At 34.4% G+C, this 24005-nt stretch carries 12 protein-coding genes; all 12 read left to right on the top strand.

The features are described from left to right. The first annotated feature begins 15 nt into the window (after nucleotides 1-15). The 12 genes from BLR17_RS01625 (at nucleotide 16) to BLR17_RS01570 (ending at nucleotide 23914) form a co-directional block, all read left to right on the top strand. Nucleotides 16-1212 (top strand): DUF4959 domain-containing protein, encoded by a 1197-nt coding sequence (locus BLR17_RS01625; RefSeq protein ID WP_066328300.1) that lies wholly within the window; start codon nucleotides 16-18, stop codon nucleotides 1210-1212. Nucleotides 1213-1237: 25 nt separating this feature from the next. Then, the gene (locus BLR17_RS01620; protein WP_074517105.1) at nucleotides 1238-2512 is read left to right on the top strand and encodes a DUF4998 domain-containing protein; all 1275 of its coding nucleotides are present in this window, start codon (nucleotides 1238-1240) and stop codon (nucleotides 2510-2512) included. 726 nt (nucleotides 2513-3238) lie between these two features. Beyond that, entirely contained in the window at nucleotides 3239-7435 is a 4197-nt protein-coding gene (locus tag BLR17_RS01615) for a glycosyl hydrolase (protein WP_083189400.1), read from the top strand. A gap of 4 nt (nucleotides 7436-7439) precedes the next feature. Then, nucleotides 7440-8138, top strand: a complete 699-nt coding sequence (locus BLR17_RS01610; protein ID WP_066328303.1) for a glycoside hydrolase family 78 protein — start codon at nucleotides 7440-7442, stop codon at nucleotides 8136-8138. A gap of 97 nt (nucleotides 8139-8235) precedes the next feature. Then, entirely contained in the window at nucleotides 8236-9090 is an 855-nt protein-coding gene (locus tag BLR17_RS01605) for a glycoside hydrolase family 16 protein (protein ID WP_083189403.1), read from the top strand. Between the two features lie 4 nt (nucleotides 9091-9094). Further along, nucleotides 9095-10222 carry a glycoside hydrolase family 43 protein gene (locus BLR17_RS01600; RefSeq protein WP_066328304.1) on the top strand — a complete coding sequence of 376 codons (1128 nt, stop codon included), beginning with the start codon at nucleotides 9095-9097 and terminating at the stop codon, nucleotides 10220-10222. A 13-nt stretch (nucleotides 10223-10235) separates the two neighbouring features. Next, a complete protein-coding gene (locus BLR17_RS01595) occupies nucleotides 10236-11435 on the top strand; it encodes a hypothetical protein (protein WP_066328305.1) in 1200 nt (399 codons plus the stop codon). A 162-nt stretch (nucleotides 11436-11597) separates the two neighbouring features. Beyond that, entirely contained in the window at nucleotides 11598-13541 is a 1944-nt protein-coding gene (locus tag BLR17_RS01590) for a glycoside hydrolase family 127 protein (protein ID WP_066328306.1), read from the top strand. Nucleotides 13542-13680: 139 nt separating this feature from the next. After that, nucleotides 13681-15096 carry a glycoside hydrolase family 30 protein gene (locus BLR17_RS01585; protein ID WP_217635882.1) on the top strand — a complete coding sequence of 472 codons (1416 nt, stop codon included), beginning with the start codon at nucleotides 13681-13683 and terminating at the stop codon, nucleotides 15094-15096. 101 nt (nucleotides 15097-15197) lie between these two features. Continuing rightward, on the top strand, nucleotides 15198-19253 hold the full coding sequence (locus tag BLR17_RS01580) for an FG-GAP-like repeat-containing protein (RefSeq protein ID WP_066328307.1): 4056 nt from the start codon (nucleotides 15198-15200) through the stop codon (nucleotides 19251-19253). 152 nt (nucleotides 19254-19405) lie between these two features. Further along, complete coding sequence (locus BLR17_RS01575; protein WP_245683102.1) at nucleotides 19406-21868, top strand: glycoside hydrolase family 2 TIM barrel-domain containing protein; 2463 nt, start codon at nucleotides 19406-19408, stop codon at nucleotides 21866-21868. 30 nt (nucleotides 21869-21898) lie between these two features. Next, nucleotides 21899-23914, top strand: a complete 2016-nt coding sequence (locus BLR17_RS01570) for a DUF2264 domain-containing protein (RefSeq protein WP_066328308.1) — start codon at nucleotides 21899-21901, stop codon at nucleotides 23912-23914. Nucleotides 23915-24005 lie beyond the last annotated feature (91 nt).

The raw sequence follows: 24005 nt of genomic DNA, 5'->3' as shown, positions 1-24005 counted from the left end.
TAAAAATATATAGTTATGAATTGGAAAATAGTAAATAGAAGCGTTTTTGCAACAATGATAACTTTGTTGATTATCAGTTGTGATCAAAATAATTTAGAGCCTTTAGAACATAATTCGACTCCTCCAGGAGAAGTCGAGAATGTAACTGTTGAGAATTTACCTGGCAAGGCTAAATTGACTTACAGCTTACCATCAGATCAGGATTTATTGTATGTTAAAGCTGAATATACTCTTGCTACTGGTAGAAAAATGGAAGTAAAATCTTCTTATTATAATAATACACTTACAGTAGAAGGATTTGCAGATACAGATGAACATGATGTTAAATTGTATGCTGTGAATAGGAGTGAAACAGCTTCTAAGCCTGTTGTTGTAAAAATTAAACCATTGGAAGCAGCGATATGGGAAGTTTATAGAAGTATTCAAACAGGTTCTGCTTTCGGAGGTATTTATGTTACGGGTAAAAATCTTACAAGAGAAAATCTTTCAATTTTGGTTATGCAAAAAGATGTGCAGGGAGATTGGGTTGTTAATCCTAAAAGTATTTATACTTCTACTGATGTAATTAATAAAACAGTAAGAGGATTTTTGCCTGTTGCACAGAATTTCGCAATTACTGTAAGGGACAGATGGTTAAATACTACTGATACAATCTTTACGAGTATAACACCTTTAGAAGAATTTGCCTTGCCTAAATCAGCTTATAAGCATTTTCCTTTACCTGGTGATACAAAAACACATCCAACAGCTATTCCTTCGGGTATGTGGGATGGAAATATTATGGACTGGCCAAAAGTATTTTTAACTGATGGTGCTGTACCGGGACAACATGTAGTAACTTTTGATACAGGTGCATTGAAAAGGATGAGTCGTATTGTTATTTGGGATTATCCGGAATATTACAATGGTAGAACTTATTATTACACAGGAGATTTGAAAGAATTTGAAGTTTGGGGTTCTGCAAATCCAAATCCAGATGGTAGTCTTGATCAAACTTGGGTAAAATTAGGAAGTTATAATGCGGTTAAGCCTTCCGGTCTTCCATTCGGAGAACAAACGGCAGAGGATTACAATACTGCAGCGGCTGGATTTAGTTGGGATTTCGATGCAACAGCACCACCTATTAGATATTTGAGAATTGTATCTCTTAAAAACTGGGGTGGAATTGGAACCATGGCTATTGGTGAAATTCAGGTTTATGGTGCTAATTAATGTTTAACGAGAAAAAAATATTGTTATGAACAAAATAAAAAAATATGGTTTACAAACCGTAATGCTAGTGGCTTTATTGGCTGGTTTGTGGTCTTGCTCGAGTATGGACGAGGGGTATCAGGACTCTATAAGAAATGGTGAAATTTCTTATACTGGAAAGATAGATTCCTTGCATATCTATGGAGGAAAAAACAGAGTTAATGTGAAAGGATTAATTATTTCTGATCCAAAAGTGACTGAAGTGCGTGTTTTTTGGAACTCCCGAAAAGATTCTGTAGTGGTGCCAATTACCAGGACATCAGGTGTTGATGTTCTGGATGTTATTATTAATGGTTTAGATGAGAACATTTATAATTTTGAAGTTCGTACCTATGATAAACTAGGTAATAAATCTATTCCTGTATTTAAGATTGGTAATACATATGGACAACGTTATGAAGCTACTTTATTGGCAGACATAATGAATAGAAAGATAAGCACGGGGATTAGTAGTGGTGGAGTACTTAATGGAACTTTAGAAACTTTAAATGATTATACTAAAAAATCTGCATATTCTATTCTTACGTATACCGCTACTAATGATACACAAAAGCAATTAATTATTCCGTCAACTCAAAGTGCTTTTACTATAACTGATTTTAAATCAGGTACAGATTTAAAGTATAAGACTGCTTATAAACCGGAAGAAGGCTCCATAGATGTTTTCTTTACACCTGAAAAAACTTTTTATACGCAAACAGATGTTACTAGTACTTATATTGTAAATGCAGGTTTTGAAACGAATCCAACAGGTGCAGCAACAGATAATTATATTTATGATGTTTCTGGTTGGACCGAATATCCTGTATCTGGTAGTTTTACTTATAAGAAACTGGGAACAATTAATTATGGAAGTAATACTGTCCCTTTTGGAATTGCTCCTTTGGCTTCAACTAATTCGATTGGAGAAACAACTCTTTTAGGAATTAAGCAGCATTGGTTGCCTTCGCCGTCTCAATTGTATATAGAACAGTCGGTTACGTTGCCGGTTGGGACATATACTTTGACATGGAAATCATTAGTTGGTCAAACTGTTACCGGAGCATCTAGTATGATGGGCTATGAGATGGATGGTTTAGGTATTTATGATGGTTTTTCATCAGCTACAGATACTTGGAAAAATCATAGTTTGGTTTTTGTAGTTACCACACCGAAAACAGTTAAATTTAGAATGGGATACAATAAAACAGCCAATGTTGGAGGTGGTTCTAGTCCAATTCTTTTTGTAGATAATCTTAAGTTGTTGCAAGCTAAGTTGTAATAATACATTGAATTAAAATATAAGTTTTTTATTGTAGGAGTAATATTTAAAAATTATTACTCCTACAATAAGCTTATGTGTTTTTATTTCTCAGTTTTTTGTGTCGAACTATTGAGTTGAAGAGCTGAAATATTTTATTTTAGAAAACTAATCATACTTAGGACTGTTTTAAATTTTAAAATATTTCTATTGTAATTCCGGTTTGTTTAAGTGTATTACTTCAACTTAAATAATTATGATTACTTATTGTAATTAAAATTACAGTTTCATTTATGCTATTTGAGTTATTAAACAATCATATTGATTACAGTTACAATATTATGCGTATCATTTTTTCGAATCAAATATTTATTAGTTAATGTTGAGTTTGCTACGGCAATTGGATTAGATTTTAGATTCATTAATTCATAATTGGATTGAGTTAATGAATCTAAAAGTTAATTGCGATTGGATTTATATAAAGTCAACAGATAAAAATGTGTGTAGCATATTTTTGAATAATATTAGTTTTTTTTCGACTTATTCCATTCATAATAAAACTGAATCAACGGTTTGTTTTTTGATTTACATATCTGTACCCTAAGCTTAAGCTTACTGTTTTTATGTATGAAAAATATAATCATCATTTTAAGTGTCTAAAACAAAATGAGTTCTTCTTTTTAATTAAGCATCCTTTTTTAAATGTCTTAATTTCTAAAATTTAATCTAATTATAAAATTCTATAATATGAATGAAAAAAAATACTTTTTATTGTTGACACTAGTAGTCTTTAGCATACGGATGTTTGCCCAAGTTCCAAATTTACCGGTTAAAACGGTTTTGAGTACGAGTTTAAGTGGTACAAGAGCATTTAGTAATGCAACAGGATTTGATACTATGGTTTTGCCATTTACAGGTGCTAGTGAATTTACTCTTGAAGTAAAAGCAAAAGTGAATTCTGCAGTAGGAAGAGGGCTTGATGTCCAATTAAATAAAGGCAATAATTTTGGATTCAGGACTTCTTTAGATAAGACTACTTTTAATAATACAGTTAATTTAGCTGCAATAGAAAATTTAAGTACTTCAATCGATAATGCTCAGGAACAAACCTACAGATATGCGGTAAAAGACGGAGTGGTACATATATACCAAGATGGGCATTACCTGACTTCTAAGACATTGGATTACCTTACAGATGGTAGCACCACAACTCAGGTAGTTGAATATGGTGCAGATAATGGGCTAAGTAACTGGGCTGGATTTATTGGGAATAATTCAGGAAAACCCTCCGATTATGGCTGGGCTAATACTTCAACAAGTTTGCCATGGAATACTGCTAATTCCAGTGGTGGAGTAAGGTATATGGATGTAACATCCGGGCATACGTTTGAATCTGATGGTTCAACATTTCAAGGGCGTTTGATGTATATTCGTTGGGATGGAAGTACTTATTCATCATCAACTTACAGTTATCCAATTAAGTTGGAATATGGTTATCAGTATGAATTTTCTTGGTTGTATGAATATTTAGCTAATGCTGCAGCAGGTGCTAAAATGAACGTTTCTATATCCAAATCTGCAGACGGATCGGGTGCTTTATTTTCAAAAATATTTACAACTGGGAGTGCTAATAAAATTAGAAAAGGAGATCTGACTTTTATGTCAGAATTAGAGGGTGCCTATTATTTGACAATAACGGGTGATTATGCGCTTTTTGGTATTGCTGATTTAAAACTTAAATCTTCAAATTTAATTAATACATGGGCTGGTTTAACAAATAATAATACTGGTACACCCGCAGCATACGGTTGGAAAAATACTTATTCCGGTATTCCTTGGAATGCTGCAAATACTACTTCCGGAGTTCGTTACGTTGATGTTACTTCAGGACACAGCTATGAGTCTGATGGAACTAATTTCAGTGGTCGTTTAATGTATTTAAATTGGAGTGATCCGGCTTATCAAACTTCGGTTTATTCTTTTCCGGTCACCGTTACGGGGGGTAAAAGTTATGCTTTTTCATGGATTTATGAATTATTATCAGGTACCACTGGTAATAGTATGACAGTTAGTGTTTCAGCTTCTGAAAATGGAGGTACACCTATAGCGACTCAAAATTTTACTTGTGGAGATCTAAATAAATTGAGAACAGGTCAGTTAAAATTTAATCCTACTGCAGATGGTACATACTATATTACATTAAAGGGAGATGCGGCATCTTTTGCAATAGGAAAATTAGGGATAAAAGAGGTTATGAATACTGCATCAAATATTGTAATAGGTAAGAATTATGCTGATGGAACAGTAGATATGGTTGTTAGTTCTGTTACATATGAAGATAAAGCATATGCACCGGAAAAAATTATTGCTCCTTCAGTATTAACTTTGGAAACTACAAGTAATTTAAATGCAAACACTTTTGCTAAATCCAAAGTTGTTTTAAATTCTGCCGCTTCATTAACTCTCAAGAATGCCTATACACCATTAATAAATTCAACAGTCGACTTGAAGTCTTATGACGCGAGAATTTATTTTCAAAATAGTACACCTAATGATGTTATTAGCTCTCATTTGACTTTTGTATCAGTAAATGGTGCTCCGGCTGTAAGTAATGGAAATGTATATGTTTTAAATAGTGGGGCAGGTTCAGTTGTTATTCCTTATATAGCTAATGTACCATTGGAAGTTTTTACTGAAGAAAATTATGGAGGGACATCTCAACAATATCAAGATATTATTCGATATACAGCTTTAGGTGTTTTGGACAATAAAATAAAGTCTTTTAAATTAAAAAAAGGACATATGGTGACTTTTGCATCAAATGCGGACGGTACAGGTTATAGCAGAGTGTTTATAGCTGAAGATGCAGACTTAGAAATACCGGTTATGCCAGCTTATTTAAAAGGTACTGTGTCATTTATAAGAGCCATGATATGGCATCAGGTTACTAAAAAAGGTTTAGCCGGAGGTAGTTTAGATGAACGTAATGGAACAAAAGTTAGTTGGTATTATAACTGGAATTCTGGAAGCGCAACCACTCCGCAAGTAGAGTATGTACCTATAAGGCAAACACAATATTGGCCTGGTTTTGAAGCTGCCTATACTAAAGAAGGCTATACACATCTTTTAGGATATAATGAGCCGGATCGTCCGGATCAGGCGAATATGACGGTTGATCAGGCAATTAGTGGTTGGCCGGGACTTCTGGCATCAGGATTAAGATTGGGGTCACCTGCCCCATCAGATCCATTTAACGGTTGGCTTCCGAACTTTTTGAAAAAAGCAGATGAAAATAATTATCGTGTTGATTTTACAGCTATTCACTGTTATTGGTATAAAACAGCTGCTCAATGGAAATCTGATCTTGAATATGTGTATAATAATATAAATGGTAAAAGACCAATATGGATTACAGAGTGGAATATTGGAGCTAACTGGACAGGAAACTCTTTTCCTGATGGACCTAATTTACTTACAGATGCTAATGCTACTAAGCATAAAAATGATTTAGTTGCGGTATTAAATGTTTTAGATAATCTTGATTTTGTAGAACGGTACTCAATTTATAACTGGGTGCAGGATGCACGTGCCATGTTTGTAACCATTAATGATACATGGAAGACGAATAATCCGGATTGGCAAAATTACCAGTGGTTGAAAACTGCTCCTGTAATTGCAAGTTGGACAGGTAATTATACAGTGCTAACTCCTGCCGGACAGTATTATGCCAATAATGCTTCAAAAAAAGCATTTAATATCAGTAAGGAATATATTCCAACTATGACTAGTCCAAAGACAGAAACTTTATCTTATGTTATATCTGCTAATAATGAAAGTGTAAAATTGACTTGGACTGGAATCAATAATGATTTGGTTAATAAATATGTTTTGCAAAGAAAATTGGAAGGGGAACTTAATTTTTCTGTTTTCTATGAGACAACTGATTATACGAAGTTAAATGTTAATGATCTGCTTTATACCAAAACAGAATATAGAATGATGGTATTAGGTAAGGATAATAGAGAATCTGCTTATTCAGATGTTATTACAGTTATTAATCCGGATGTAGATAAAGATGGTGTAATGGATGTTGTAGACCAATGTCTAAATACTCCGTTTGGTGAAACTGTAAATGCGAATGGTTGTTCTAATGGACAGTTAGATGATGATAAAGATGGTGTAATTAATAGTTTAGATCAATGTCCAAATACCCCAAGTGGCGAAACGGTAAATGCCAATGGATGTTTTGCTGTTCCTGTCAATAATTTTGCTATTACTCAAGTTGGAGAGACTTGTCCAAATAAAAATAATGGTCAAATTAATATTGTTGCGACCTCAACTTATAATTATGTAGCTACTATAAATAATGTTGCTTACAATTTTACAGATAATAAATTGTCTGTTTCTAATCTTGCTCCGGGTAGTTATTCTGTATGTATAAGTATATCAGGAAAAACATTCGAGCAATGTTATACTATAGAGATACCTAAAAGTAATGCTATTACAGCAAAAGCAATTTCAAACTCCGATAAATTAAATGTTACAATTGAATCTGGTACAGCACCATACCAAGTGGTTGTAAATGGGGTTGTTCAGTTTGAAACTTCTGAAACAAATTTTGATGTAGGTGTAATTGCTGGCGATGTTTTAGAAGTAAAGACTTCAAAAATTTGTGAAGGAAGTTTTTCCAAAACTATTGCGCTGTATGACGCAGTAAGAGCTTTTCCAAACCCTAGTTCGGGCGAATTTGATATTTATTTACCAACAAATGAGGATTCGGTAAGTATTGCGATTTATAGTGTAGATGCTAAGCTAATTTCAATTGCAAATTATCAAATAGAAAATGGTAAAGTACATATCAATATAGACAAAGAACCAGCAGGAGTTTATTTTGTTAAAATTCAATCTAATCCTGAAGAAGTAATCCAAATTATTAAAAAATAAAAAGATGAAAAGACTAAGTATATTTATTTTATGTTGTATTATATTTTCTTCTTGTAGTAGTGGTGGTGGAGGATCAGATGATCCTACACCAACCAATAATACGGCTCCTTCTGTTCCAATCTTAAATTATCCAACTAATAATTTAGTTTGTATCAATAATGCAATCAAATTTGAATGGGGGGCTGCTACCGATGCACAAAATGATGCAGTTACTTATCAATTAGAAATCGCAACAGATAACGTTTTTACTCAAAATCTAAATTCAACGGTTAATAGTGGTTTAACAAAACAAATTAGTTTAGAAAAAGGGAAATTATATTATTGGAGAGTCAAAGCGACAGACAGTAAAAATGCCTCCAGTAGTTTTTCTGCAATAAATACTTTTTATACTGAAGGCGAAGGTGTTGTTAACCATTTGCCATTTGCCCCTTCTTTAGTTACCCCAGTTTTAAATTCAAACCAAACGAAAGGAACAATAACTTTAAGTTGGACAGCAGTCGATGCTGATGCAGCTGATGTCTTAAAGTACGATGTGTACTTTGGGACAGCAAATTCACCAACCGAAAAAGTGGCTTCCGATTTGACTTTAAAAACATTTGATGTTAATGCTTCAAATGCAGCTAATTATTATTGGAAAGTAGTGGTTAAAGACGGAAAAGGAGGCACAACTATAGGGCAGGTTTGGAATTTTAAGGCAAACTAAAATCTAAAAATTAGATTTTTTCATGAGTTAAAATAATTATCAGTTTCATTTTCTGATAATTATTCGAGTATGTTTTTATTCAAAAAAAGTGTTTAAAATGAGATTGTTTTCATTTAATTTTTTGGTTTTAGGGATTGTTTTTATTGTAGTATTTGGTTTTGTTACTAAGACAGAGAGACCTTCCGGATATAAGGGTTATCAGTTAGTTTGGAGTGATGAGTTTTCAGTCAATGGTGTTCCGGATGAAAAAAATTGGAATTATGAGACAGGTTTTGTTCGTAATCATGAAGACCAATGGTATCAAAAAGAAAATGCTTATTGTAAAGACGGCTTTTTGATTATTGAAGCTAAAAAAGAACACAAAGTCAATCCTGATTTTATTTCTAAAAATCATCAGGATTGGGCTAAAAAAAGAGATTCTATAAAAATAACTTCTTCTTGTTTAATAACCCAAGGGAAAAATTCCTGGCAGTATGGCCGATTTGAAATGCGGGCTAAAATACCTGTTGCCAAAGGAATGTGGCCGGCATTTTGGACTTTGGGTATAAAAGGCAATTGGCCGGCAAATGGCGAGATTGATATTATGGAATATTACAGAGGGAAAGTTTTGGCCAATGTAGCTTGGAAGTCGGATAAGATTGATCCCCAGTGGGATAGTGCAACTCAATTGCTGGGAGATTTTAAAAAAGACAATTGGGCTGAAGAATTTCATGTGTGGAGAATGGATTGGGATGCTGATTTTATTAGGTTGTATGTTGATAATCAGTTATTAAATGAGACAATTATTAAGGATACCATGCAAGGCAAAAATCAAAAGATTTTTCCTTTTAGACAGCCACATTATTTGTTGTTGAATTTGGCTGTGGGTGGAGACCAAGGAGGCGGTTTTACTGCGAGCAGTTTTCCGTCAAAATATATTGTTGATTACGTAAGAGTTTATCAAAAGAAATAGTAAAATGAAATTAATTTATTCAATAGCATTCTTTTTTAGTCTGACCACTGTTGCAGTTTTTAGTCAGAACAAAGCTTTTATTCCGGGAATGGAATGGAAAGACACTGATGGGGCACATATTAATGCTCATGGAGGTGGGGTTGTTTTTAGAGATGGAATCTATTATTGGTATGGAGAATATAAAACTGCAGGACGTGGTGGTAATACAGCTTTGCAAGGAGTAAGTTGTTATTCTTCCAAAGATTTGTACAATTGGAAAAATGAGGGGATTGTTTTGAAAGTTGAAAATAATCCTAATTCCGAAATAACTAAAGGTTGTATAATCGAACGCCCTAAAGTGGTTTTTAATAAAAAAACGGGGCAATATGTTATGTGGTTTCATTTGGAACTAAAAAATCAGGGTTATAGTGCAGCAAGAGCAGCCGTTGCTGTAAGTGACAATCCGAAAGGACCTTTTAAGTATATAAAATCGTTTCGTCCTAATAAAGGAGTCTGGCCAATGAATTTAGATAATAAATTCAATTCAGTAGTAATTAGAGCGAAAAGATTAGAATCCTGGACTCCTGAATGGTTAACAGCGGTCAAAAATGGAATGCTGGTTCGTAGTGATTTAGAAAGAGGACAGATGTCCAGAGACATGACAGTGTATGTTGATGATGATAATCATGCTTATCTTATACATTCTTCCGAAGATAATTTGACACTTCATATATCTGAACTTACCGACGACTATTTAGACTTTACCGAAAAATGGGCAAGAATGGAACCAGCAGGTCATAATGAGGCACCGGCAGTTTTTAAAAAGAATGGAATTTATTATATGATTACTTCCGGATGTACGGGCTGGGATCCTAATGCTGCCCGTTCGTTTAGTTCAAAATCCATTTGGGGACCATGGGAATCACTAGGAAATCCTTGTGTTGGGAAAGAGGCGGAGCTTACCTTTCATTCGCAGAGTACTTATGTTTTGCCAGTACAGGGAAAAAAAGATCAATTCATTTTTATGGCTGACCGTTGGAAACCAAGCAATCCTATTGATGGAACTTATGTTTGGCTTCCTATTCAATTTGATAAGGGAAAGCTAATCTTAAAATGGTTTGATAAATGGGATTTAGATTTTTACAATAATTAATAAAAATAAAAGTATGAGAAAAAGTATTGATGTATTACTGTTGTTAGTTTTTATAGTATGGTCTTGTTCATCTGCAAGTTCTTCAGATGGCTCAGAGGTGGAAGAACCTGATAATGTAACAGGTAGTTTAGCAACTTTAAAAACAAATGAGGCGGAAGAAATTGCGGCAAAGCAGGCTGTTGTTTGGGGGGTAATTGAAAACAATGGGGGAACCAGCGTTACAGAACGAGGAGTGTGTTATGGAACAATGGTTAATCCTAATTATGAGGGTTCAAAAAGTATTGCAAGTGTTGTTAAGGGGACCGGTGAATTCAAAGCAGAACTTGCAAATCTTGAAGGAGGGACAGTTTATTATGCCAGAGCTTATGCAGTAAATAAAAAAGGGGTTGCTTATGGTAATCAGATAAGTTTTAAAACTAAAGACTTAGCTTCGCCATTATTGGTTTTAGGAGCAATTAAAGTAGCCGGTGCACAAGATTTATTTTTTGATGTAGAGTTGAAAGAACACGGTGATTTAGCTATTCAGGAAATAGGATTGGTATATAATACTGTAAAAGAGCCTACCGTTGCGAATAACAAAATTGCCAGGAGTACGGTGGAGAGTAAGTTTAAACAACGTATTTCTAATTTGACACCTGAAACATTGTACTATGTCAGACCATATGCAGTTACACCTTTGAAGGTTTTGTATGGTGAAGAATTCGTAATAAGCACTATCAAAAAAGGTAATTTTACCTATACGTTTATCCCAAATGGTGCTGATGCTGCAACTGTGAATCGAATAAAGGCAGCATTTGATTTGGCAACAACATATTACAATAATTTTACTTCAATAGTAAAAAATGTTACGGTGAATTATTCACCGGGAACCCCTACAGCCGATGCTAATTTTGCCGGTTGGATTAATATGGGAGCTAATACAGCCTATCAAAAAGCAGGTACCGCTATGCATGAAATGGCTCATACAGTAGGAGTTGGGCAACATGCGAAATATTGGGAATTGATGTACGCAGGTACTTGGCATGGTACCAGAGCTAACGAAATACTTAAAATGATGACAAATGATCCTAATGCTGTAGTAAAAGGAGATAATACTCATTTTTGGCCTTATGGAATTAATGGATCATGGGAGGATGATGGCAGTGATTTTCTCTATATGATGAATGCTTTAATTTTACAGGGTATGAAGACAGATGGAATGCCAAGTAATTAGTTTTTGTTGAAATTTAACTTTTGGGATAAAATTGTTTTTCATTGTAAATTTTCGTCAGTTTGATTTCTATGGTATCATATTGAAATCGAACTGACGTTTTTTTTAATAATTTCACATTACTAAATAAAAATAGTATCCTCTTAAAATATTGTAAAATAAAAAATGAAAAAGATTATTGTAATCATAGTAGGAATGCTTTCGGGCCTAACTACATTCTCGCAATCATTAGAAATCGCAAAATATCCTGTACAAAAAGTAGGTATGCGCAATGTGCGGTTGACGGACAATTTTTGGCTGCCGAAAATTCGTCAGATACAGCAAGTAACCATTCCCGTTGCTTTTGCAAAATGTGAAGAAACGGGCATTTTTGAAAACTTTCTTATCGCAGAAAAAGTGATTAAAGGTGGTACGGGAAAAGTAAATGGGAAAATGCCTTTTGACGATACCGATCCTTATAAAATAATAGAAGGAGCTTCATTGACACTGATGTCTGCCCCTAATGCTAAGTTGGATGCTTTACTGAACAAATACATTTCAATTATAGCACGTGGTCAGGAACCTGACGGCTATTTAACAACCTGGCGAACAATAAATCCTGCTGCTCCTCCGGCTAAATGGGTGGGTGATTGTAAGAAACGTTGGGATAATGAGAGTATGAGTCATGAACTTTATAATGCAGGGCATTTATACGAAGCTGCTGCTACCCATTTTTATGCTACGGGCAAGCGTAATTTTTTAAATATAGCCTTGAAAAATGCCGATTTAGTGGTTAAGGTTTTTAGTGACCCCAACAATTATGATGTACCGGGACACGAAATTATTGAGACAGGGCTTATTAAATTATATTTAATTACAGGTAAGAAGAAATACTTTGATATGGCTAAAAAATTTGTTGATTTACGTGGTACTTCCGAACATCGTAAACCAAGAGGTGAATACTGGCAGGATTATAAACCGCTTTTTGAACAGGATGAAGCGGTGGGTCATGCGGTTCGTGCAGTGTATTACTATGCTGGAGTTACGGATGTCGCAGCAATAAGTGGTGATGAACGCTATAAGAAGACTATAAAAAATATTTGGAATAATATGGTAAACCGAAAAATGTATGTGACAGGCGGACTTGGTGCCAAACATAACGGAGAGGCATTTGGAAAAAATTATGAGTTGCCTAATCTGACTGCTTATAACGAAACCTGTGCTGCCATAGGCGGGGTAATGTGGGCTGATCGTATGTTTCGACTTTTTGGTGGAGCAAAGTATTATAATATTTTGGAACGTATTTTATATAATGGATTGTTATCGGGTGTTTCATTAGATGGAAAATGTTTCTTTTATCCTAATCCATTAGAATCCGATGGTGTCTATAAGTTTAATCAGGGGAATTTAACAAGAGCCGGATGGTTTGAGTGTCCTTGTTGTCCTACTAATATGATTCGCTTTCTTCCTTCTGTTTCCAATCTTATTTATGATGTAGACAAAGAAGGTATTTTTGTTAATTTATTTATTGCTAATGAAGCCAGAATTCCTTTTGGAAAGACAAATATAAATCTTACCCAAACGTCTAATTATCCGCTTGACGGGAATGTAAAAATTGCCGTTAATCCTGAATCAAAGTTAACATTTGCAATGAAAATTCGTATTCCGGACTGGGCTACCAATGCATTTCCTTCTGAACTTTACGGTTACCAAAATTCAATTGCTACTTCTGTAAAATTATTGGTTAACAATCAGAAGGTAGACTATAAAGTTGAGGGTGGCTATATCAAAATTCACAGAAATTGGCAAAGGGGAGATAAGATTGATTTAAATATACCGATGGAAGTGAGAAATATTACAGCCAATCCTTTGATAGAAGATGATAAAGGGAAAACATCCATACAGTATGGCCCATTGATGTATTGTTTGGAAAAAATTGACAATTCGGATTCTTATGATGGGAATTTTGATGCAAAAAGTTTCAAAATAAACTATAATCCAAATAAGCTGGGTGGAATCAATGAGATAATTGCTAAAGATGCACAAAAAGAATGGAATTTTATACCTTATTATTCCTGGTCTAACAGAGGTGTTGGGGAAATGAAAGTATGGGTGAAGGAGTCGAAATGATTTATAATAACAACTTCTGTCTTTTAAAAAAGTGTAGTTTGTTTTTATGGCTGAATAATGGAAACCGAATGTTAAATGAGAAGTTAAACAAATAGTAAATTACAAAATGAATTTTGATATAATTTTAAAGATTAAAAAAATGACAGGAAAAAATCTTTTTATGTTTTTAAGTGTGTTGTCCATTACTTTTGGGGTTAACGCTCAAAAGGTAACATGGAAATATACTACTGAAAAAGAACCATGGAAAAAAGGTACTGATTTAAGCTTTAAGAATTCAGGTGAAAAGGCAGATATTATTATTTATCCTGATAAAAAGGTGCAAAAAATGGATGGATTTGGAGCCTGTTTTAATGAAATGGGTTATGAAGCTTTACTTAGTTTGGATGAAAAAACAAGACAAAATATAATTACAGATTTCTTTACTAAAGAGGGTATGAATTTTAATTTCTGCCGAATGCCTCTGGGGTCTAATGATTATTCACTAAGTTATTATTCGTATAATGACGTATACGAAGATTTTGATATGGTGAATTTCAATATAGACAGAGATCGTTATATCCTAATTCCATATATAAAAATGGCAAAGGCTAAGAATCCTAATTTAAAAATTTGGGCTTCACCATGGACTCCACCAGCCTGGATGAAAGTAAATAATCATTATGCCATGGGAAAATATAATGATGCGATGCCGATTGATAATAAAGGAAAATTTATTCGTAATAATGCTACAGCTTTTAAAATGGAGGAGCGTTATTTACAGGCATACGCTTTGTATTTTTCAAAATTTGTACAAGCCTATGCTAAAGAAGGGATTGATGTTTCAATAGTTCAGGTACAAAACGAACCGGTATATCAGCCACAATGGCAAAGTTGTACCTGGCGTCCTGAAGATATTGCTTATTATGTGGGGAATTTTTTAGGACCACAATTTCAAAAAGACGGTTTGAAAACAGAGATATGGTTAGGAACGGTTAATACTTCTAATCCCAATTTTACACGTACTGTTTTAAATGATGAAAAAGCTTCGCAATACATCAAGGGTGTCGGCTTTCAGTGGGATGCTAAACATACAGTGGCAACATTGCACAAAGAATATCCCGGATATAAAATAATGCAAACCGAATCAGAGTGCGGTAATGGAGAGAACAATTGGAAGTCGGCAGAATATACATGGTCTTTAATGCAGCAGTATATTGCGAATGGAGCAAGTAGCTATATGTATTGGAATATGATTCTTGACGAAACAGGAAAAAGCACCTGGGGATGGAAGCAGAATATGTTGATAGCTGTTAACAAAGAGACAAAAGAGGTTAAGTATAATCCGGAATATTATTTAATGAAACATCTGAGTCATTATGTATTGCCAGATGCTTACAGACTTGAAACTTCGGGAGGCAAAGATCATTTAGCTTTTGTGAACCCAAACGGAGAAGTTGTTCTGTTACTAATGAATCAGGACGAACAAGGTAAAGCTGTATTACTTGAGTTAAATGATAAAAAAGTAGCTTTAAATCTAAAAGGTAAGTCAATCAATACTTTTGTTTTTAACAATTAAGTAGTTGAAGACAAAATATGCGATTATTTGTTTTTGATATAACTTATCTGTAATGTGTTTTCTAAGTTGTAATCTAAGTTTATTTTTAAAATATATGAATTATGTTGTCAAATAAGCCAAGCTTTAGATATTCTTTATTTATTCTGATTTACAGTTGTTTTATCAATCTGAATTTTCTAAATGCACAAACTTTTGATAGAATTGAAAAAGCAATTGGTTTAGGAGGTTTAGAAAAAAATAATGGTGTGGCTGTTGCCGATTTTGATGGAGATAACGATTTAGATGTATTTGTAGTAGCTAAGGCAAGAGATGAAGATGGTGTGGCTTCAAGTCATAGTAGCTTATTTAGAAACAATAATGACGGTACTTTTACTGATATTACTAATAGTTCAGGATTAGTTAATTTATTTCCATCCACTGAGGCTGCTGAAACTTTTGCAGGATTAGCAGGATATAAAAATGGAGCTTTTTGGGGAGATTATGATAATGATGGTTTTCCTGATTTGTTTTTAACAAACACTTCGAAAGTACAACTTTTCCATAATCAAACAAACGGAACTTTTGTGGAGGTTACAGAGCAAGTCGGATTTCAAAAATATAATGGCTGTTTAAATACAAGTGCAACTTGGTTTGATTATAACAATGATGGTTTTTTGGATATTTATATTAATGTTTGGTCAACCACTTGCAGTAATAAATTGTATAAAAATAACAGGAACGGTACTTTCTCAGATGTAAGTAATGTTTTTAGAGGCGCCGTTAATAAATTGTCTTATCAAAGTGTGCCTTTTGATTTTAATAATGATGGCTGGATGGATCTTTATGTTGCAAATGATTATACAAATCAAAAGAATGATTTGTTTATTAATGATAAAGGCCAGGGATTTGATGAACAGGCAATTTTGTATGGACTAGATCATGCTCAGGATGATATGGGAATTGCAGTTGGAGATTATAATAGTGATGGTTTTTTCGATTTTTTTGTGTCTGCTATAGATCAAAATGCCTTATTTAGAAATACAGGGAATGGAAAATTTATAAATGAGGCAACTCAATTTGGAGTGAATAAATCCGGCTGGGCCTGGGATGTGAATTTTTCTGATTTTGATTTGGACGGAGATGAAGATTTATTTGTTGTCAATGGATTTATGTATGGTTCCTCTTCTACGGATAACAATAAGTATTTTGAAAATTTAGTATCAAACGGGGAGTATTTATTTAAAGATAGTTCTGGTAAAACTAAATTAGGAGAGCTCAGTATAAGCGTGAGTCAAGCGGTATTTGATTATGATAATGATGGTGATTTGGATGTTTTGGTTACCAATAATGATCGAGCTTCCTTTTTTTATGAAAATAAAATGACTGATTTTACAAATCCCAGAATCGATTTACATTGGTTGGAAATAAATTTAGAAGGTACTGTTTCTAACAGAGATGCTATAGGGGCAAAAGTATCAGTAAAAACAAACAAAGGTCAATTTCATAGATACAATTATGGGTCAGGATTTCTTTCGCATAGTTTAAAGGGGATTCATTTTGGTTTTGGTTCGGCTAATGAAATTGTCGAATTAAAAATAACCTGGCCTTCCGGATTAGTTGAAACTTATCAAAACGTACAGATAGATAAAATAATCAAGGCCAAAGAGGGAGCTGGTTTTAAGATTTTACCTATTGAGCCAACTAAGAAAATACATGGTTGTATGGATAGAACTTCCTGTAATTATAATCCCTATGCAACTATTAGCTCGGGAAGTTGTTTTCTTTTGAAATCCAAGACATTATCAGGAAATATAAATGTTTTATATAATAGTGAGGAAATTTATACCTATCCTATTGATGCATCTTCAACTGCTATTTGGGAAGTTTCGGGAGGTGAAATAGTAGAAGGAGGAACGGGTGGAATGATTAAAGTGCGCTGGGGAACAACTAATCGGGGTGTAGTATCGGTAACTGAAAAAAGTAATAAGTGTTCTAGTGAAAAAATATCATTAGATGTTTATTTGTCTTCTACCCCAGTTGTTGATCCAAGTACTAAGTTTTCTGTAGCCCGTCTTTGGAATGAAGCATTGTTGGCAGCCATTCGAAAAGATTTTGCAAGGCCAACAGTACATGCCCGAAATTTATTCCATACATCTATGGCTATGTATGATGCTTGGGCAGTTTTTGATGATAAAGCCCAAACCTATTTATTGGGAAAAGAAGTTCATGGTTTTACAAGTGAATTTAAAGGGTTTTTGCCTTCTGAAAATGTTACCGATTCAAGAAAAAAAGCGATAAGCTATGCAGCATATCGATTGTTGACTCATCGTTTTAGTAAGTCTCCGGGAAAAGTAATTGCTCAGGCTAATTTTGACGCTTTAATGAATAAATTGGGTTATGATATTACTTATACTTCTGTAGATTATTCAAATGGTGATGCCGCAGCTTTAGGGAATTATATAGCACAAACAGTTATAGATTATGGTCTTGTTGACGGATCTAATGAAGCTAATCAATATAAAAATATATTTTACCAACCGGTAAATCAGCCTCTGAATTTATTGAATCCGGCGGAATATTCTATTTCTTCTATTGATCCAAATAGGTGGCAACCTTTAAAATTTGATTCGTTTATAGATCAAAATGGAAATTCAATACCTGGTTCCACACCAAGTTTTTTAAGTCCTGAATGGGGAAATGTTTTTCCTTTTTCTCTTAATGAATCGGATAAGCATGTTTTTGAAAAATCAGGTAATGCTTATACTGTTTATCATGATCCCGGGATGCCTCCAAATTTGAATTTAACCCAAAATACAAAATCAAGTGAAGTTTATAAATGGGGATTTTCAATGGTGGCTAAATGGTCTTCGCATCTTGACCCAAAAGACGGTGTTCGTATAGATATTTCACCAAAATCTTTAGGTAATATTGATTTCTCGAAATTGCCGAAAAATTATTTAGAATATCCTAATTTTTATAATGCATTACAAGGAGGAGATGTCGGGAAAGGATATTTTATTAATCCATATACAAAACAGCCATATGCAGAACAAAAAGTGTTGAGAGGTGATTATACAAGGGTTTTAGCCGAATTTTGGGCAGATGGTCCAAATTCAGAAACTCCTCCGGGGCATTGGTTTTCTATTTTGAATTATGTAAGTGATAGTAAGTATTTTAAGAAGAGGTTTAATGGAACAGGTAATATTTTAACTGATTTAGACTGGGATATTAAGACGTATTTTGTTTTAGGAGGAGCTATGCACGATTGTGCTATAACAGCTTGGGGAATAAAAGGGTGGTATGATTATATTCGGCCTATTTCGGCTATTCGTTATATGGCTTCAAAAGGACAAAGTTCAGATCCTAATTTGCCTAATTATAATATAACCGGAATTCCATTGGAACCTGGATTCATTGAGGTTGTTAAAGAAGGTGATCCATTAATTGGAACAAATAATGAAAATCTGGGTAAGATCAAATTATACAGTTGGAAAGGACATACTCAAATTAAAAATCCAAATGCGGATGTAGCTGGTGCGGGCTGGATTTTAGCCGAAAATTGGTGGCCTTATCAAAGACCATCTTTTGTCACGCCTCCTTTTGCCGGATATATTTCAGGGCATTCAACTTATTCCAGAGCAGGAGCCGAAGTAATGACTTTATTGACTGGAGATGCTTATTTTCCGGGAGGGATGGGGGAATTTGTAGCTCGTAAAAATGAATTTTTGGTTTTTGAAGAAGGACCATCTGAAGATGTGATATTGCAATGGGCTACTTATAGAGATGCTTCCGATCAATGTAGTTTGTCAAGAATTTGGGGCGGAATTCATCCTCCGCAGGATGATATGCCAGGGAGACTTATTGGTGAGAAAATTGCTAAGGAAGTTTTTGGTTATTCATTATCTTATTTTAATGGCCAAATTGGTGTGAATTCTAATGAGGAATTAGAAGTTTTTGCTTATCCTAATCCAGTATCTGATGAATTAACAATCAACTCGGGGATAATCCAGAGTGATAAAAGCATTATGCTTTATAATATGAGAGGAGAATTGATAATAAGTAAGAATACAGCAGATATTGTTTCAAAAATTAATATGGGAACATTGCCGGCGGGAGTATATTTATTGAATGTTTCAAATGGAGGAATAAATAATCAAAAATTAATAATTAAAAAGTAATTCTTAATTATTTGATTAACAAGTTTAAAGAGGGTGTGTAGGATGTTTTCTTAGGGACTGTTTTTAGAAACAGTTATTGAAATAGTATATATTACATAGTTTTAATTTTGATATTTTTAGATAAGCCAATTAAAATAAATACAAGAAAAAAAATGATGAAAAAGATACAATTTGTAGCGTCTTTGTTTTTACTTAGTTTCTTAATGGTGAATGGTGTTTCGGCTCAGACGAAAAAGAAAGTTGGATTTGAAAGAAATCAAAAGTTCAATGCCGATTGGAAATTCGCTTTAGGAGATTCGCCTGAGAATAGTTCGGTGAATTTTGATGATAAGAATTGGAGGGAATTAGATTTACCCCACGATTGGAGTATTGAGGGGAAATCAGAAAAAGATAATCCAAGCGGAGGCGATGGAGGATTTTATCCAATGGGAACAGCCTGGTACCGAAAAACATTTTCGGTTCCTGCTGAATGGAAAAACCAAAAAATAGCTATCTATTTCGAAGGCGTTTATATGAATGCTGAGGTTTTTGTCAATGGAAAATCAGTAGGAATGCAGCCTTATGGCTATACATCTTTCGAATATGATTTGACTTCTTATTTAAAATTTGGTCAACAAAATACCATTGCAGTTAAAGTGGATAATTCGCAACAAAAAAATTGCAGATGGTATAGCGGATCCGGGATTTATCGCAATGTATGGTTGATGGTAAGAAATCCAATTCACATCAAACAATGGGGAGTGGCAATAACGACTCCAAAAGTGACTAATGAAAAAGCTACAGTTCAGGTTAAAACTATGGTGAAAAATGATACAGAAACTTTGCAAACAATGACTTTTTCAACAACGATTTCTATTAAAAAAGTAAATGGTTCTAAAACTATTTCGATGAGTACTGATAATGGTCTTGGGATTGATTTAAAAGCTGGTGAAGAAAAAGAAATTGTACAAAATATAGAAATTGAGAATCCAATTTTGTGGTCACCGGAAACTCCAGATCTTTATACTGCAGAAATAAAAATCATGAAAGCCGGAAAAATTAAGGATGGTGATTTGCCAGTTGATGTTGTTACAAAGCAATTCGGAATCAGAACTATCGAATTTTCTGCTGAAAAAGGATTTGTATTAAACGGTAAAAAGACATTGCTAAACGGAGGTTGTGTACATCATGATAACGGTGCTTTAGGCGCTGCGGCTTATGACCGTGCCGAAGTGAGAAAAGTAGAATTGCTGAAAAAAGCAGGTTTTAATGCGGTGAGAACTTCCCATAATCCGCCTTCGGAAGCTTTTTTAGATGCTTGCGACCGATTGGGAATGTTGGTGATTGATGAAGCTTTTGATGGCTGGAAAGAGAAAAAAACAATCTATGATTATGCGAGTATTTTTGACAAATGGTGGAAACATGATGTAGAATCGATGGTTCTGCGTGACAGAAATCATCCGTCTATCATTATGTGGAGTATAGGGAATGAAATTATTGAACGAGCAAAATCGGAAGCGGTTGAAACGGCAAAGATGTTAGCCAGTGCGGTTCGTAATTTAGATGCAACACGTCCCGTAACATCGGCAATGACAACCTGGACTAAAGACTGGGAAATATTTGATCCTTTAATGGCAGCTCATGATGTAGCGGGTTACAATTATCAATTGCATCGTGCCGAATCGGATCATACAAGAGTGCCTTCTCGTGTTATTGTACAAACAGAATCCTATCCTAAGGATGCTTTCGCTAATTGGAATTTGGTTCAAAAACACAATTACATTATTGGTGATTTTGTGTGGACAGCCATGGATTATTTGGGCGAATCTGGTATTGGGCGTTACGTCTACCCTGGAGAACCAGCCGGAGAACATTGGGAAGGAAATTTATATCCTTGGCATGGCGCTTACTGTGGCGATGTGGATTTAACAGGATGGCGAAAACCGATTTCTCATTACCGAAGCATGCTGTATAATAATGCTGAGAAATTGTATATGGCAGTGCGCGAACCTAATCCTGAAAGTGGTCAAATTAAACTGACTTCCTGGGCAGTTTGGCCTACTTGGGAAAGCTGGACCTGGCCCGGTCATGAAGGAAAAAATATTGAGGTTGAGGTCTACTCGAAATATCCTAAAGTAAGGCTGTATCTAAATAACAAAGTCATTGGAGAAAAAGAAACTGGTCTCAGCCAAGAGTTTAAAGCCACTTTTATAATTCCTTATATTGCAGGAGAATTAAAAGCCGTTGGATTAGAAAATGATAAGGAAGCAGAAACAACAATCTTAAAAACGGCTCAACAGACAGCTAAAATAAAATTATCTGCTGACCGAAATGAAATAGCAGCTGATGGTCAGGATTTATCTTATATTGCGGTTGATATTACTGATGAAGAAGGGAATATTGACCCAAATGCAGAGAACCAACTTACATTTAAAATATCGGGGGCGGGAGTGATTGCGGGGGTAGATAATGCCAATTTAAAAGATACCGATTTGTATATGGCTAATAAAAGAAAAGCCTGGAAAGGAAAAGCTTTGCTTATTGTAAAGAGCACTAAGGATAGGGGTGAAATAGCAATTGAGGTTAGTTCGCCTGCTTTGACCAAAGGAAAAATTAAAATTAAATCAGTTAAATAGATTTTTTAGAGTTAAGACAAATTTTAAAATATGAATAAATTAAAAACATTTTTGTTGTTAGTAATCTCGTGCAATCTGACTTGTTTTGCACAACAAAAAGCGACAACTAATGAGGCTTTTCAAATAGTAAATCCCGATTATAAGTTGAGTCCTTATACCGGAATGACTAAGCAGCACTGGAAAGATGCGGCGATGTACCTGCTTGAAGGAGCTTTTAGTTACGTACATTCTTTAGATGATCCGATGAAATTTCCCAAACAGGAAGGGAAGAGTTATCCTGTAAATGAAGCACAGGTTTCAACAGAGAAATTAGAAGGGCTTTGCAGGACGTTGTTTATCGCTTCGCCTTTATTGAAGGAAAATCCGGAATTGGTTATTAATAATATAAAAGTAGCCGATTATTACAGGTGTCAAATAGCAAAATTGACTGATCCTGCCAGTGCCTCTTATATTGAGCCGCGTTCTAAAAACGGAGGAGCAAGTCAGAAATTAGTAGAATTTGGGGCATTGGCTGTTTCAATGCTTACTAATCCTGAAGTTTTGTGGAATCCGTTACCGCAGGAACAAAAAGATAAATTGGCAAAAACTATGCTCAGCTATGGAGATGGTCCAACTGTAGATTCTAACTGGAAGTTTTTTAATGTTTTTGTGTTAAGTTTTTTCAAAGAACAAGGCTATGTTGTCAATGAGAAATTACTTTTGGAGTATTTGCAAAAATCTCTTAAAGCTTATAGAGGCAATGGTTGGTACAACGATAGTCCGGCTTATGATTATTACAGTATGTGGGCTTTTCAGATGTACGGGATGATTTGGTCAGAGTATTTCGGGAAGATACATTATCCGGAGATTGCTGCTCAGTTTGAACAAAATTTTAGCGACTTGAAATACAATTATCCTAATTTATTCAGTAAAAATGGGGAAATGATTATGTGGGGCAGAAGTATCAGTTACAGAACCGGTGCGATTATTCCTTTTCCTTTGATGGGTTTTCAAAATGACGGAAATACTAACTATGGTTGGATGCGCAGAATTTCTTCCGGGGTAATTAAGCAGTTTTTTACCCATCCTGATTTTATGAAGGATAAGGTGCCTACACTAGGTTTCTACGGCGCTTTTGAACCTGCTGTTCAGGTTTATAGCTGCAGAGGCAGTGTGTATTGGATGGGGAAAGCATTTTTGGCTTTATTGGTTCCTGATAACAATCCTTTTTGGACTGCTAAAGAAAATAATGGTGATTGGGATACCAAGTTTAAAAAAGATGCGGTTTATAATAAATACCAGGGAGATTCCAATATTTTAATTACCGATTATCCCAATATTGGCGCTTCTGAAGTTAGGGCTTGGTGCCACGAAAAGGTGAAAAATGACTGGCAAAAATTCCGTTCCACTGAAAATTATAATCGTTTGTCTTACAGTAGTGCTTTTCCCTGGCAGGCTGATGGAACGAATGGGGAAGTGGCGATGAATTATGTTATAAAAAACAAAGAAAATAATTGGGAAGCTTTTAGATTGTACACTTTTAAAAAGTTTGAAAACGAAGTTTATTACCGTGATGTGGTTTTAGAAACAGATGAGAATATCAAATTCAGTCTGGCCGATATTCCTTTGGCTAACGGAATTTTGAGAGTAGATAAAAATAATTCAGATAAAGTTGTTTCTATGCGTTTGGGGCATTATGCTTTGCCTAAATTGGATAAGGAAATTCGAGTTGAAAAAAGAAAAATAAAAGGTCACGAGGTAACGATTATTGATAACGGTAAATACCAATTAGCGATGGTTTCTCTATTAGGATGGGGGAAATCAGAAGTAGTTAATACAAAAGGTTTGCATCCGGAAAGCAATGAAAGTTCTGTAATTAATCTTGTAGCTAATACTGCTTCTAAAGATAAAGGATTGAATACTTATGCTACTTTGATGCTTTGGAAAAAATCAGGGGAAAAATGGAAAAATAAAGAATTACTCCCGGTGAGAAGTATTAACCAAACAGATGTAGGCGTTAGTATTCAATTTAATAGTGGTAAAATTATACGGGTTGATTTTAAATAATAATAGTTTTGGATAAAAATAAAACTATATTTTGTAATTTTCCATCCTTTTTAAAATAAGGGTAAACTAAAAATAACAACCAAATAATTTA

Source organism: Flavobacterium glycines (genome assembly GCF_900100165.1).
Taxonomy (GTDB): Bacteria; Bacteroidota; Bacteroidia; order Flavobacteriales; family Flavobacteriaceae; genus Flavobacterium; species Flavobacterium glycines.
This window is presented reverse-complemented; position numbering and strand designations above follow the sequence as displayed.